The 13,217-nt window shown below is 51.5% G+C and carries 14 protein-coding genes and 1 tRNA gene; 9 read left to right on the forward strand and 6 right to left on the reverse strand.

The window, feature by feature from the left end; all coding sequences use genetic code 11:
• The first annotated feature begins 56 nt into the window (after positions 1-56).
• Positions 57-1,598, forward strand: coding sequence for a sodium:solute symporter (locus FEK30_RS09810; protein ID WP_138073088.1), 1,542 nt, complete (start codon positions 57-59; stop codon positions 1,596-1,598).
• Positions 1,599-1,735: 137 nt separating this feature from the next.
• Positions 1,736-2,209: an NAD(P)H-quinone oxidoreductase subunit N gene (locus FEK30_RS09815; protein ID WP_012306766.1), complete on the forward strand. Its 474-nt coding sequence runs from the start codon at positions 1,736-1,738 to the stop codon at positions 2,207-2,209.
• Here the strand turns inward: FEK30_RS09815 and FEK30_RS09820 are convergent, their stop codons facing one another.
• Positions 2,210-3,394 (reverse strand): MFS transporter, encoded by a 1,185-nt coding sequence (locus FEK30_RS09820; protein WP_138073089.1) that lies wholly within the window; start codon positions 3,392-3,394, stop codon positions 2,210-2,212.
• Positions 3,395-3,695: 301 nt separating this feature from the next.
• On the opposite strand from FEK30_RS09820, the gene FEK30_RS09825 reads away from it, so the two are divergent.
• Positions 3,696-4,265, forward strand: a complete 570-nt coding sequence (locus FEK30_RS09825) for a DUF4333 domain-containing protein (protein WP_138073090.1) — start codon at positions 3,696-3,698, stop codon at positions 4,263-4,265.
• A gap of 102 nt (positions 4,266-4,367) precedes the next feature.
• Positions 4,368-5,465, forward strand: a complete 1,098-nt coding sequence (aroB, locus tag FEK30_RS09830; protein ID WP_138073091.1) for a 3-dehydroquinate synthase — start codon at positions 4,368-4,370, stop codon at positions 5,463-5,465.
• Positions 5,466-5,469: 4 nt separating this feature from the next.
• Here the strand turns inward: aroB and gshB are convergent, their stop codons facing one another.
• Together gshB and FEK30_RS09840 are read right to left on the reverse strand one after the other, a co-directional pair.
• The gene (gene gshB / locus FEK30_RS09835; RefSeq protein WP_138073092.1) at positions 5,470-6,438 is read right to left on the reverse strand and encodes a glutathione synthase; all 969 of its coding nucleotides are present in this window, start codon (positions 6,436-6,438) and stop codon (positions 5,470-5,472) included.
• Positions 6,439-6,513: 75 nt separating this feature from the next.
• Entirely contained in the window at positions 6,514-7,536 is a 1,023-nt protein-coding gene (locus FEK30_RS09840) for a hypothetical protein (RefSeq protein ID WP_138073093.1), read from the reverse strand.
• A 137-nt stretch (positions 7,537-7,673) separates the two neighbouring features.
• Between FEK30_RS09840 and FEK30_RS09845 the strand changes: the two genes are divergently transcribed.
• Positions 7,674-7,964, forward strand: coding sequence for a YiaA/YiaB family inner membrane protein (locus tag FEK30_RS09845; RefSeq protein WP_012306772.1), 291 nt, complete (start codon positions 7,674-7,676; stop codon positions 7,962-7,964).
• 82 nt (positions 7,965-8,046) lie between these two features.
• Here the strand turns inward: FEK30_RS09845 and glmS are convergent, their stop codons facing one another.
• Positions 8,047-9,918 carry a glutamine--fructose-6-phosphate transaminase (isomerizing) gene (gene glmS, locus FEK30_RS09850; protein ID WP_030006252.1) on the reverse strand — a complete coding sequence of 624 codons (1,872 nt, stop codon included), beginning with the start codon at positions 9,916-9,918 and terminating at the stop codon, positions 8,047-8,049.
• A 77-nt stretch (positions 9,919-9,995) separates the two neighbouring features.
• On the reverse strand, positions 9,996-10,553 hold the full coding sequence (locus FEK30_RS09855) for a DUF3172 domain-containing protein (RefSeq protein WP_012306774.1): 558 nt from the start codon (positions 10,551-10,553) through the stop codon (positions 9,996-9,998).
• Between the two features lie 118 nt (positions 10,554-10,671).
• On the opposite strand from FEK30_RS09855, the gene FEK30_RS09860 reads away from it, so the two are divergent.
• The 3 genes from FEK30_RS09860 (at position 10,672) to FEK30_RS09870 (ending at position 12,487) form a co-directional block, all read left to right on the forward strand.
• Positions 10,672-11,019: a HepT-like ribonuclease domain-containing protein gene (locus FEK30_RS09860; RefSeq protein ID WP_012306775.1), complete on the forward strand. Its 348-nt coding sequence runs from the start codon at positions 10,672-10,674 to the stop codon at positions 11,017-11,019.
• Between the two features lie 2 nt (positions 11,020-11,021).
• Positions 11,022-11,687, forward strand: a complete 666-nt coding sequence (locus FEK30_RS09865) for a histidine phosphatase family protein (protein WP_138073094.1) — start codon at positions 11,022-11,024, stop codon at positions 11,685-11,687.
• An 80-nt stretch (positions 11,688-11,767) separates the two neighbouring features.
• Positions 11,768-12,487 (forward strand): LOG family protein, encoded by a 720-nt coding sequence (locus FEK30_RS09870; RefSeq protein ID WP_030006254.1) that lies wholly within the window; start codon positions 11,768-11,770, stop codon positions 12,485-12,487.
• Here the strand turns inward: FEK30_RS09870 and FEK30_RS09875 are convergent.
• Entirely contained in the window at positions 12,484-12,888 is a 405-nt protein-coding gene (locus FEK30_RS09875) for a DUF4359 domain-containing protein (RefSeq protein WP_065710472.1), read from the reverse strand. The genes FEK30_RS09870 and FEK30_RS09875 overlap by 4 nt on opposite strands.
• 54 nt (positions 12,889-12,942) lie before the next feature.
• Here FEK30_RS09875 and FEK30_RS09880 point away from each other — a divergent pair.
• Positions 12,943-13,015: transfer RNA gene (locus tag FEK30_RS09880), tRNA-His, on the forward strand.
• Positions 13,016-13,217 lie beyond the last annotated feature (202 nt).

A 13,217-nucleotide genomic window follows, 5' to 3' on the forward strand; every position in this document is an offset into this window, starting at 1 on the left:
GTCTGCTTGGCTCCTCCGTCATGGGGCTGACTAACGAATTGTGAGGTGTAACAACAATGGGTGTAATTGACTGGGCGATTGTGGCGATCTATGGCTTGATTGTCATTGCCATCGGCGTCATCGCCAGCCGCAAACAAACCAACACGGACGAGTATTTTCGGGGCGCCCGGCAAATCCCCTGGTGGGCGATCGCCTTTTCGATCATCGCCACCTCCTTTTCTGCCGCCTCACTCTTGGGGGGGCCAGGGGAAGGCTATACCAATGGCTTTCTATACCTCCAACTCCAACTGGGCGATCTCCTTGGTTATGGTCTTGTGATCGCCCTGCTTCTCCCCTTTTTTGTGCGGCTGAATCTCACCACCGCCTACGAGTACCTCGAAAAACGCTTCGATGCCAAAACCCGTTCCCTCGGCTCCCTCTGCTTCTTGCTGTTTGTCATTGCCCGGCTAGGGGGATTGCTCTATGCCGCTTCCCTCGTGGTCGCCACGGTGACAGGGATGCCCACCGGCATCGCCATTCTCTTGGTGGGGCTCGTCTCGATTGTCTACACCGTCGCTGGGGGAATTACCGCCGTCGTTTGGACAGATGTGTTGCAGTTTGCGATGATTTTTGTCGGGATTGGTGCAGGGATCTGGACTGCCGTGAATGGGGTTCCTGGCGGTTTTGGGGAGCTATGGCAAGTGGCGGCGGCCAATGATAAGCTTGCAGTCTTTAATTTTTCCTGGGATCCAGGCTCGATCCGGTCTTTCCCAACAGCTCTCTTTGCCTACGGGATTCTTGCCTTTGCCGTAGCTGGCACCAATCAGCAATCCGTACAGCGTTATGTTTCCTGCGCCGACGAAACTTCAGCCCGCAAAGCGATTTTACTCGGTTGGTTTTCCGGTCTTGTGGGGGTAGCGGCGACGCTTTTACTAGGGGTGCTGCTATTTGGGTTTTACAGCATTAATGGGGGTTTACCTGCTGAGGTGCCCGCCGACGGTATTTTGTCCCACTTCATTATCAATCAAGTACCCCCAGGGGCTTCTGGCTTTCTGGTAGCCGCGATCTTTGCAGCAGCGATGTCTTCCATTGACTCGGCCCTCCATTCCCTCGCGACTTGCATTACTGTCGATTTCTATGACCGCTATCGTCAACCCAAAGCCAGCGAAAAACAATCTCTACGCATTGCGCAAATTCTAATTGTGATTTGGGGCCTAGTGGGCATTGGGGCGGCGTTTTATGTGGCCTCAACGGGGAAAGATTTACTGGAATTTCTGGTGAGCTATACCACCATGTTCCTGGGGCCATTGCTTGGTATTTTCTTGATGGGGGTTTTGTGTCCTCGGGTCAACGGTACGGGCGCTTTTTATGGGACGGTGGCCGCAGTCATTTTGGTGATTATTGGCTCGAATGCGGGGTGGCTGACCTTCCCTGGTATTTGGCGATCGGCGATCACGGCTCCCCTGGGGATTTTGCTGGGCTATGGGATCTCCCTGCTGGGTCAAATTCCGCCCCGGCGATCGCTACAGGGGCTCACCCTCTGGAGCCAAACCCAAGGGACTAAACCCCTAGGAAGACCGGGCCTAGAGGAAGATGTTTCTCGCTATGAGGATTATTAGGCATTTGTATCGATAGGCCGAGAGTAGGGTCAAATGGCACGTTGCAACACGGATCCGCCCAAAAGTTTAACGACAGGGGCCAGGGGAATCCGATATAATTTTTTGGCAAGTTCAATCCATCTCAAGATCGTAAAACCATGGCACTTCTGACCACCGGCAAAAGCTTCATTCGCACCGTAGAAAAGTCTGGCGCAGTTGCAGTCTATGCTCCCCTTGAGGGTGGTTTTGAAGGCCGCTATGTGCGTCGTTTGCGCTGCTCTGGTTATTCAGTGGTCAATTTGACGGCGCGGGGTTTGGGAGATGTGGCGGCTTATCTAACGCAATACCACGGGATTCGCCCCCCCCACCTGGGTAAAAAGGATATTGCTGGCAGCGGCGCGGCGGTGGGCCTCCGGTATTATGTGCCGGGGATTGCGAGCTACCAATTGGAAAATCTTCCCCAAAAGAGCAAAGGGATTATTCTCTGGATCATTGAAGGGTTTGTGCTTTCTCGCCAGGAACAGGAATACCTTGTGAGCCTGACCCAAGACAATCCTCAGATTAAAGTTGTTGTAGAAATGGGTGGCGATCGCCAATTTTCCTTTAAGCCCCTGGCTGACCTCTTGGTTTAGTTATAAAGCTGGGCGTAATTGTAAGTAACCGTACAAAGCAGTTACGCCCACCACAATACCGACGACGATCAAGCTACCATTAAGACCCCACAGCCACGTTGCGCCATTGGCGATCGCCGCCAGCCCGATAAACAGCAACCGAAACGCAAAGCTATTCAGGGAAATCAGGGTCGCCCGTAGGTTCGAGGGAATTCGTTCATTGAGATAGCTCAAGACCAACGGAGTGTTGCAGCCCCGCACAAGATAAATAACGACAATTAATAGAATCCCCCAGAGGTTTTCAATCAGGCCCATCGCAATGTAGGCGATCGCCATACATCCCGGCAACAGCGCAAATAAGCGTCGATAGGAAAACCAACGGACGAGGGTGTGAATACGCCAAGAAATAAGGGCCATTGCCCCGTGAAACAATAGCCAAGCCCAGCCCAGTTGGGTCACATCCAGACCCCGTTCTACGAGATATTCTTGGGAAACCCACACCACCAAAAAAGAACCACAACTCAAGGACGCCGAAAAGAGCAGGAGCCACCGGAGCGATGGCCTTTCCTGAAAAATTGCCCGAATCTGCGGCAACAAAGTACGCCAGCCCGGTGTTTTCTCAGAGTGCTGTTGGGGCGGTTCCCGGAGTGTCAATGCCAAGGCTAGATAAGCGCCAATGCAGAGGGTTTGTAAATAAAATGGATAGCGTAGATCCCACTGGGCGACCCAAGCACCACCGAGACCACAGATCGCTTCTGTGATGCCCATGATTGCTACCCCTTTTCCTTCCCAGGCGGCATATTTTTCGGTGCGACCGAGGGACAGCAAACTATCGTAGGCGATCGCACTATCGGCCCCAGAGATTAAACTGCCACCAAGCCCCGCTAAAATTTCGGCCCAGGCAAACCAACTAAAACTACCCTGGGTACAATAAATCAGCCAACCCACCAACCACAAACTCGCCCCCAGTAACAAACTATTTTTGCGGCCAAATTGATCGGCAAAATAACCCGACGGAATTTCCCCCACAAAGATCGCCGCCGACAAAATCGCCTTAAGAAGTATCGCCTGGGCAATGGACAATCCCTGGGATTCGTAAAACAGCACAATTACCGGAATGGGAAACCAGGCAGATTCAAGGCCCTTGAGCAGCCAGAGGGTTGTTAAATTTTTAGCGGTTAGTTCTGCTGGTCTTAAATACGCCATGTTTTGTTAAATACACCACTGGTTTTACCGGGTGTTGCGAAACTCTGATTTTCATTGCTCGCCTGAATCGCCCAGCCCTTGTATCCACTGGCGATTAAGAAACAATAAGCAACGACTGTCAAGCATAAATCGTCACTACAATGACAAATATTTCAAGGTGCTGCAAAAGACCTCAAAAAATTCAAATCTTACCCTAAGCAAACGTTTTTCGATCGGTTGAGACCGCCCCAAAAAAGGCAGTTTATTTGAGGTTGCTTTAAGATTCGCCCTTCTTTATTGTCGATTTTTTAACTGATTGATCATGGTTCGTTTCACAAATTCTTTTTTACAACCGATACTACGGGCCGTTGCTCCCCTCACGGTGCTGACCCTCGCTGGCTGTTCTTTTTCCGTCGAAGGCTTATCCTTTGGTTTCGGCAACAGAACCCTCGATGCTGAAAAACTCGAAACAGAAATCTCCCAGGGACTTACCACCCAAACGGGATTGGCGACGACGGCGGTGACTTGCCCTGAAGATCAAGCCATCGAAGCGGGCAATGTGTTTAGCTGTGAGGCCGCTTTGGAAGGAGGCCAAACCCTAGCCATTCAAGTCACCCAAAATGATGATGAGGGCAATGTTAACTGGAGTGCTGATGAGGGCCTCGCAAATCTCCGGGGATTAATCTCCAGTGAGACTTTGGAAACACAAATCGCCCAGGGTATCGCTGAACAGCTAAACATCGAAGCGACCATCGATTGCGGCGCTCCCTATCGGATCTTGCTCACCGGTGAAAGTTTTAACTGCACGGCGACGGATAATTCTGGTAATTCGGCTTCTGTGGCAGTAACCGCCGAGGATGATGCGGGCAATGTGGTGTGGCGACTGCAATAAATTGGGCTTCGGGATTCCCGGAGTGCCCCAAAAGGCGATCGCCACCTTGTAAAATACCCACTTAACCATTGAGTTTTTTAGCAGCAAGCACCTCAAAGCATTATGGACGCAACAACGCGGGTAGAACTAGGAGAAAATAGCTACGATATTGCGATCGCCAAAGGAAGCCTCCAACAAATCGGGACTTTTCTCCGTCCCCTCGACTTGGGTCAGAAGGTCTTAATCGTCTCCAACCCGGAAATCTACGGTCACTACGGCGAAACGGTGGTGAATTCTCTCCAGGCCGCTGGCTTTAGCGTTGATACCCACCTAATCCCTGCCGGAGAACAGTATAAAAATCTGGCCTCCATCGAAAAAATTTACGACACAGCCTTTAAAAATCGCCTTGAACGCTCCTCGACGCTGCTCGCCCTTGGGGGTGGTGTGATCGGCGATATGACTGGATTTGCGGCGGCCACCTGGCTCCGGGGCATTAACTTTGTGCAGGTGCCCACAACTCTATTGGCGATGGTCGATGCGTCCGTTGGCGGTAAAACAGGGGTGAATCATCCCCAAGGCAAGAATTTAATCGGGGCATTCTACCAGCCGAAATTTGTCCTCATCGACCCGATGGTACTTAAGACTTTGCCAGTGCGGGAATTTCGGGCGGGCATGGCGGAAGTGATTAAATACGGTGTGATTTGGGACGCCGATCTCTTTACGAAACTCGAAGCCGCTGAGCAGATTGATAGCTACGAAACCATTGACCCCGATTTGCTGGATTTGATCCTCGAACGTTCCTGTCGAGCAAAGGCGGAAGTCGTCAGTCAAGATGAGCGGGAATCGGGTTTGCGAGCCATTTTGAACTACGGCCACACCCTCGGTCATGCCGTCGAAAGTTTGACCCACTATGAGACTTTTGTCCACGGGGAAGGGGTTGCCATTGGGATGGCTCTGGCAGGGGCGATCGCCACCCGGATGAATCTCTGGACAACGGCTGAGACCCAACGCCAGGATGCTTTGATTAAAAAAGCAGGTCTTCCCACCGAATGCCCCAATCATTTAGCGATTGAAGCCATCCTGGAAACCCTCCAGAGCGATAAAAAGGTGAAGTCGGGGAAAGTCCGGTTTGTCCTCCCGACCAAAATTGGGGAGGTCTTAATCACCGATCAAGTAAGCGCCGACCTGATCACCGATGTTTTAGCGCCCGCCCTTTGCTAAAAATTTAGGGAGATGTCTGTTCCGCAACCCATTCGATTACCTGCCTGCCGATGGAGACCCCATCGAGGCGATCAGCTTCCCGGACGCCCGTGGGACTGGTAACATTCACCTCTGTCACATAGCCGCCAATAATATCGAGGCCGACAAAATATAACCCATCGGCCCTGAGTTGGGGGGCTAAGGTTGCGGCAATTTCCCGGTCGCGCTCCGTAATATCCACCTGGGCGATGCGACCACCAACGGCCATATTCCCCCGAAAATCGTCCCCCGTCGGAATTCGGTTCACGGCCCCAATCGGGTCTCCATCCAAGACGATCAGACGCTTATCCCCTTCCTGAGCGGCGGGCAAAAATTCCTGCACCATCACCGGCTCTTTCCCCTGTTTGGTGCTAATTTCCACGAGGGAATTAAAATTGCGATCGCCTTTTTCGATTAACAAAATTCCTTCCCCTGCTTTCCCACCGAGGGGCTTTAAAACGGCCTTGCCTTTGGCTTCGATAAATTGTCGTGCTACTGCCTTTTCCGTGGTGATAATGCTGGCGGGAATTACTGTGGGAAACCGGAGGGCGTAGAGTTTTTCGTTGGCGGCGCGGATCCCCTGGGGATTATTCAACACCAGGGTTCTGGTGGGGATGAGCAAATCCAAAATGTAGGTGGCATAGAGATAGGCAGCAGTCACAGGCGGATCGGTGCGCATAAAGACCGCATTCATTTCCGTGAGGGGCAATAATTGCCGTTCTCCGAGGCGAAACCAATGTTCCTCAGCAACCCAGAGACCATTTTCCAAACGCACTGGCTCTAATTGCACTGCCTGCAGCGTTGCCCAGGCCTGGTGGTCGACCACGCTCAACTGCTCCATGGTCGTAATCCAAACCTCATGGCCGAGGAGTTGGGCCGCTTCCATAAAAGCCACCGTCGTATCATGGCAGGGGTCAAGGTTGGCAATGGGATCGAGGATAAAAGCCAGTTTCACAGGGGGTTGCTTCCTAAACACAATGGAACCCACTGATCATAATCAATCGCCAATTGAAAAGGCAAAGGATTAGTTTTACCCAAGGGAGGCGATCGCCGTGGCAATATCCAAAACTAAAAACCGATCCAGGGCTTGATACATCCAGTGGATAGAGCCTAAATCCCCTTGCTGGGTCGGCTGAAAACCCAGGGCTGTGGCTAGTTGAGCATAGCTCGGATGGATGATTAGAGTATGCAGATCACACAGATTGGGAAAATCCCCTTGCATTTTCCGTAAGGTTTGCTGGGCATCCACCAGAAAGGTCAGTCGATAAGCCGTTAAATATGTTGGATCAATCACCCAACTGCGAATGAATACCGATACACAGGTTTCGTCACCCACAGTGGCCAGGGTAAATGGATCGACGGCGGCCATCGTACTGAGGTGCAATGCCTTTTTTGCAGGCCGAAAAAAATTCACATCGGAGCGGGGGGCGGTCGGATAGAGCAGATAAAAGCCCACCGGATTTTGATTATCCACACGCCTTAACACCCGCATTCCCCTGGGATATTGTTGCCCCCACTGGCGCAACAGTCTGGCAATCCGGTGGGGCACGGCATCGTTATTTTTGTTCATCCAGTTGTAATTTACCGCGAGCAAATTCGCTACGGGAATCGCATCACAACGGGGATTAAACTCCGCCAAGGTTAGGGAAACAACCTCGTCGGTTTCAGCACTCAAAACCTGTTGCGGTAACGGCAAAATTTCAATGCAGGTGGTGTTGCCGTCGAAATATTTGCGAATTAACCCCAAGGCTGCCAGCTTATCTAACATCATGCCTGCGGCGCGATCGCCCCCTTTTTCCTGATCACCATAGAACAATTCTGCCGCCTCCCGGTGGGTACAAATAATCGCCCCAAATTGAGTTTGCAGTTCCGTTAAGGGGGGCCGTAGTTGAGGCTGTTGCGTTAGTTTCGCCTTCACCAGGAGATAGATCCAAAGACGCAAAAAATATTCAGCCCGCACCCGCGTGAGGCCCACCACCTGCTTTAACTGGGTCAGCAAGGCCTGTTTTTGGGTAGCAGGGAACCAGTGCTCAAGCTCCTGGAGGGTGATCATGGCTTTCTCTGGAAGTCTAATTACTTCATCCTACTTCACCTTACTTCTACGGGCTTGGGTTTGCTCATTGCGACTACAGAAAATCTTTCCCGACAATGAGAGTAAGCAACGACAAGTCTTCATTGAGGTTCCAGATCATGGCCACTCCTAAATTTGATGCCCCAGCCACCCACACCAACGCTTGGATTTTTCAAACCTGGTTAGCGTTTATTCTGTCCCTCAGTGCCATGGGGATCGGCATTTATCTGTTGCCCCTCAACGGTTGGATGAAAAGCTACCTGGGCATGGGGTTTGTTTTTTCGATTAGCTCTACCATTAGCCTGGCAAAGACGACTAGGGACTTGGAAGAATCAAAACGCATCTTCAATCGGGTTGACGAGGCCAAACTCGAAAAACTATTGGCAGAATATGATCCGTTTAATAAATAGGCCTTGGTTCCCAAAAAATTGGGGAGAACATTATTGCTCTCCCCGGACTGGAGATATGGGGCGATCGCCTTTATTTTTTCCTTTATTCCACCGTGACAGATTTGGCGAGGTTGCGTGGTTGATCCACATCTAAGCCCCGTCGTGCGGCGATGTGATAGGAAAGGAGCTGGAGAGGAATCACCGCCAATAGGGGTGACAAAATTTCGTCCACCGCCGCTACAGGCAACACTTCATCAAAGGTTTGGGTCGCTTCCGTATCATCCAGGGCCGTCACACCAATTAAAAGGGCATCCCGTGCCTTCGCTTCCTGGGCATTGGAAATCACCTTTTCGTAAATGTCCCCTGGCATGGCGATCGCCACCACGGGCACCTTCGCATCCAGGAGGGCAATGGGGCCATGTTTCATCTCCCCGGCAGGATAACCCTCGGCGTGGATGTAGCTGATTTCCTTGAGTTTGAGGGCGCCTTCTAGGGCAATGGGAAAATTAATCCCCCGACCAATAAAGATGAAGTCCTGGGTATCAGTGAAATTGTGGGCCAATTCTTCGATGCTCTTTTCTTGATCCGCCAGGATCGACTCAATTTGGGTCGGAATCTGCTGTAATCCGGTGACAATGTGCTGGAGTTTTTCAGGGGCGAGGGTTTGACGTCGGGCCGCCAACTCCAGAGCCAGGAAATAAAAGCTCATCAGTTGCGCCGTAAAGGTTTTGGTGGCCGCAACACCGATTTCAATGCCGGCATGGGTATAGAGCACTTGGTCAACGATGTGGGTGATCGTGCTTTCCGAACGATTGGTAATACCTAGGAGGCGAGCCTTGAGGTGGTCGTTGTGGTGGAGGCGACGCTCTTTTTCCATTTCTAGGGCGGCGATCGTATCGGCGGTTTCACCGGACTGGGTCACGCCAATGGTCAGGGTATTGGGCATGATCGGTGAAGGAGAATAGCGAAACTCCGAGGCATAGTGCACAAAGGTGGGAATGCCGGCGAGTTGTTCGAGTAAATATTTCCCCACGAGGCTGGCGTGCCAACTGGTACCGCAGGCCACAATTTGGATATGGTCGATGTCGTCGAGAAATGTGGGGTCATTAATACCGAGGTTGATCGGCTGGGCTGCTTCCGGATTGAGATAGACTTCGAGGTTGGTGCGCACCACCGCCGGCTGCTCATAGATTTCCTTGAGCATATAGTGCCGGAAGCCTTGTTTTTCCACTTGACCGGGGTTCCAGTCGAGGGTGCGGGGGGCTTTTTTGAGGCGATCGCCCGCAAAATTATAAATTTCCATGCCCAGGGGCGTCATCCGGGCCATTTCACCGTTTTCGAGGGTTAGAACTGCCCGGGTGTGGGGAATTAAGGCCGTAATATCCGAGGCACAGAAAAATTCCCCCTGGCCAAACCCCAGGGTCAAGGGCGCTTGCTGCCGGGCAACGATCAATTCATCGGGATAGTCCACACAAATAACGGCGATCGCAAAGGCTCCTTCTAACCGTTGCACAGCCTTTTGTACCGCAGCGAGGAGGGGTTCCGGTTCAGATTTCGTCGTTTGGAGCAGATCCGCAATCAGATGGGGGATGACTTCCGTATCCGTTTCCGACAGGAAAGTATAGCCTTTGCCCTGGAGTTCTTCCCGCAACTCCCGGTAATTTTCCACGATGCCATTTTGCACCACGGCCACCCGTTGCGCCATGTCCAAATGGGGGTGAGCATTATGCTCCTCTGGTTTCCCATGGGTCGCCCAGCGGGTGTGACCAATGCCAATGGTGGCGGGAGTACTGTTCCCTTCTAATTTTTCCCGGAGACGATATAGTTTGCCCTTGGCCCGTACCGAGTGGAGTTTTTCTTGCCAGATCGTCGCAATGCCCGCCGAATCATAACCCCGGTACTCTAGCCGTTCTAAGCCTGAGACCAGAATATCTGTTGCCGCTTGCGTGCCTAAATATCCCACAATGCCACACATAAAATCAGGTCTCCCTACACGAAAAATGAGCCGTTACTATCCTATAGTCTTTAACCTTGAATTTTTGTTTTTGTTCCCTAGAAGCGGTCAGATTCTGGGACTGAGGTCGTTCCAGGTTGATTAAGGAAAAGATTCCCTGCCGCATCATTTTGATAGATACAGTTAATACTCGGTGATCCTTGCAGACTACCGGTATAGCCGAAGGTATTCATGCGCCGTTTGCAGTCGTTGACCTGTTCTGATGTGACCAGGTTCTGCCGTTCGAGGATTGCCCAGTTATTTTGCCGAATCACACAGCCTGGTTCCATCTGCGGCTGAGTGACAAAAACGTTGAAGGGGTTGAGGGTCACAAAGATTTTCATGTCCGTCACAATGGCACTCGCACCAAATTGTTGGCAAAGTTCAGCATCCGGAGCCTGACGGTCAATTTCCAGGCGAGAATCAATGCTTGTCGGGTTAAGATTGGTACTGGAGCTAAAGCCGATGCCCACCGTCACCCCTAGGACAAAAATTCCCCCAAACAATGCCAGAGTTGCATAGTTGAAGTTAAAGAGGGACTTTTTGGGTTCCCGTTCGGGATACCTCGGACGGTCGTAGGGAGGGCGATCGTAACGTGAACGAGTTTGACGTTTCATCAGCGGATATCTATGGGGAACAGCGGCTCCATCAAGTCGATACGATACTTTGTTAAGTGATCATTCTATCCACTATAGCGATTTACTACTCCACCCGGAGCTTATCTCGAGGTTTTCCATGGCGGATCGGCACACATTAGTTTTATTGGATATTCTCATTTCGGCGCGGCTCGCGATTAATTATTTAGCGGATCTGAGTTGGACGGAATTCCTCGGCAATATTGTGGTTCAGGATGCGGTGATTCGGCGGATCGAAATTATGGGTCTGGCGGCGCGAAATATTCCCAAGGTGATGCACCCAGAACTCCCCCAAGTGCCTTGGTTTGAACTAGAGGCGATCGCCAAAACCATGAGTGAAGATTACGAGGCGGTCAATATTGCCTTTGTCTGGGATCTGGTGCGTAATGATCTCCCGGTTTGGGCAGAGGCATTGGAAGTGATCTTGCCAGAAAATCTCCACGTCTAGGGATGCTGTTTAAGCCTGTTTCCCATAGCGCCTGGGGCCGACAGTTGTGGTTTGTGCGTCACGGAAATCGCTTGGATTTTGTGCAACCGGCTTGGTTTACCACGGCCCTCTATCCCTATGATCCGCCCCTTTGTCCCGCTGGCCACCACCAAGCTCAGGAGTTAGGCGATCGCCTCGCCCCAGAAACAATCCACCATATTTTCACTTCTCCTTTCCTGCGCACGATCCAAACGGGTCACTATTGCGCCCAACGTTTAAACCTCCCTCTGAAGCTAGAGCCGGGCCTGGGAGAATGGCAAAATCCCCATTGGATGACTCGCCCGCCGCTGACCCACCCCAAAGCTTTTTTACGCCAAAACTTTATCCATATCGACTGGCGCTACCAGGAAAAGTATTTACCCGACTACCCCGAAAATGCCGCCCAGGTGCAGCGACGGACGATTAAGACCCTCAAGCGATTACTAAAATCCTATTCCGGCAACTTGCTTTTCATCGGCCACAAAATTCCCCTGGGCATTTGTCTGAATTATCTACTGGGAACAAACCAAACCATTAGCCCCGATGTGTGTGCCCTCAATCAACTGGTTAACCTTGGCGATCGCTGGCTCTGGCAACGACAAAATGAGACCGATTTTCTGACCGACCCAGGCATCAAGGTGGCCCCCTAAACCATCAATCCGCCCAGTCGCCATCGAGGAAATTCCCGGAAATATTGTAAGATTGCTCCCATTACCGGGCAAAAATCACCATGAAAAACGAAGCGAACGGCCAATCTTCCCCTTGCTTTCCTGTCAGCCTCAGCGAACAGACCATGAGCTATGACATTGTGCAAGAAGCCGTGTTATCCCTCTGGCAAGTGGTCAATGGCCTGAGTAGTATTCAGCCGCCCCGCCGCGATCGCTATCGCGTGACAATTTTTGGTTCAGCCCGGATTACCCGCGACTCGCCCCTCTACCAAGACGTGCGCCGCTTAGCCAGTGAGTTGACGACCCTCGGCTGTGACATTGTGACAGGGGGTGGCCCTGGTTTGATGGAAGCAGCGAACGAAGGCAGTGTTTTAGCAGATCCCCATGACCGGACAAAATCCATTGGTATTCGCGTGGATTTGGGGTTTGAACAGGAGGTTAATCCCTTTGTCGAGGAGGTATTTCAGCACCAGACTTTTTTCTCACGCCTGCACCATTTTGTTTTGGTCTCTGATGCGTTTGTGGTGATGCCGGGGGGGATCGGGACAACCCTCGAAGCGTTGATGATTTGGCAATTGCTCCAGGTGCGCTCGATCCATAATATGCCGTTTATTTTGGTGGGCGACATGTGGACAGAATTAGTCCAGTGGGCCGAACAAACCATGGTGCCCCAGATGGCCGATGCGGTGGATTTTGAAATTCCTGTGTGTGTTGGGTCGGTGGATGAGGCGATCGCCCGTTTGAAACTCTCCCATCAGGCCTGGGCGCAATGCTCCCCCTAGCTTTTTTCTGCTCGGTAGGTGTAGAACTGCCGAAAAATCCCCACCGTCTCAAAGGAGTACCGTGGAAAGGGCTCCGGCAAAACAATATCCGTTTGGTAGATGCTAAAGAAAAAATAATTATTGACGCTGGTTTGCCGACTGACGATTTCGCCCAATTGGGCCTGGCTCGCGTCCACCAGGGTTTTGCAGTAGTTGCGCAGCAAATCGCTTTGGAGATTGCCTAAACCGAGGGGCAGATCCTCGCCCGAATTTTGGCAGACATTATCCTTAAGATAGATGGCAATCTGTTCGCCCGCATAATTGCGATATTGGCTCAGGGGAGGATTGGTTAAGTAGGCGATCGCCCCAAGGACAACAACGCCGAAGCCGCTGACCACACCGCTAATTTGAGAAAATTTCATAAAAAACCTGGACAAAATAAAATCAATTCGATAACATTATTAATCGTGATTATGGCGAGCGTAGCCAAGTGGTTAAGGCAGCGGATTGTGGTTCCGCCATTCGGGGGTTCGAGTCCCCTCGTTCGCCCTCTCAAATCTAACCAATTTTATAACCGAAGTCAGGGTTCCCTCACAGCCTGTCCCAGGGGATATTTTTTCAGTCAGTACCGGATTTTTATCCTCTCGTAGACCAAGCACAGGGTAACTCAGATAGTGGCTTAAGCTTGCAAAAAGTAGACCTTCGTTGAGAGCCTTGGCGTAAAAAACCTTAGCAACAGCTTGCACCTGCA

Origin of the sequence: Picosynechococcus sp. PCC 11901 (assembly GCF_005577135.1) — a bacterium.
GTDB lineage: Bacteria > Cyanobacteriota > Cyanobacteriia > Cyanobacteriales > MRBY01 > MRBY01.

Bases quoted from the DNA above. Each gene is read 5' to 3' on its own strand.
- FEK30_RS09810 (WP_138073088.1), top strand. From the start codon at position 57: ATGGGTGTAATTGACTGGGCGATTGTGGCGATCTATGGCTTGATTGTC.
- FEK30_RS09815 (WP_012306766.1), top strand. From the start codon at position 1,736: ATGGCACTTCTGACCACCGGCAAAAGCTTCATTCGCACCGTAGAAAAG.
- FEK30_RS09820 (WP_138073089.1), bottom strand. From the start codon at position 3,394: ATGGCGTATTTAAGACCAGCAGAACTAACCGCTAAAAATTTAACAACC.
- FEK30_RS09825 (WP_138073090.1), top strand. From the start codon at position 3,696: ATGGTTCGTTTCACAAATTCTTTTTTACAACCGATACTACGGGCCGTT.
- aroB (WP_138073091.1), top strand. From the start codon at position 4,368: ATGGACGCAACAACGCGGGTAGAACTAGGAGAAAATAGCTACGATATT.
- FEK30_RS09840 (WP_138073093.1), bottom strand. From the start codon at position 7,536: ATGATCACCCTCCAGGAGCTTGAGCACTGGTTCCCTGCTACCCAAAAA.
- FEK30_RS09845 (WP_012306772.1), top strand. From the start codon at position 7,674: ATGGCCACTCCTAAATTTGATGCCCCAGCCACCCACACCAACGCTTGG.
- glmS (WP_030006252.1), bottom strand. From the start codon at position 9,918: ATGTGTGGCATTGTGGGATATTTAGGCACGCAAGCGGCAACAGATATT.
- FEK30_RS09855 (WP_012306774.1), bottom strand. From the start codon at position 10,553: ATGAAACGTCAAACTCGTTCACGTTACGATCGCCCTCCCTACGACCGT.
- FEK30_RS09860 (WP_012306775.1), top strand. From the start codon at position 10,672: ATGGCGGATCGGCACACATTAGTTTTATTGGATATTCTCATTTCGGCG.
- FEK30_RS09865 (WP_138073094.1), top strand. From the start codon at position 11,022: ATGCTGTTTAAGCCTGTTTCCCATAGCGCCTGGGGCCGACAGTTGTGG.
- FEK30_RS09870 (WP_030006254.1), top strand. From the start codon at position 11,768: ATGAAAAACGAAGCGAACGGCCAATCTTCCCCTTGCTTTCCTGTCAGC.
- FEK30_RS09875 (WP_065710472.1), bottom strand. From the start codon at position 12,888: ATGAAATTTTCTCAAATTAGCGGTGTGGTCAGCGGCTTCGGCGTTGTT.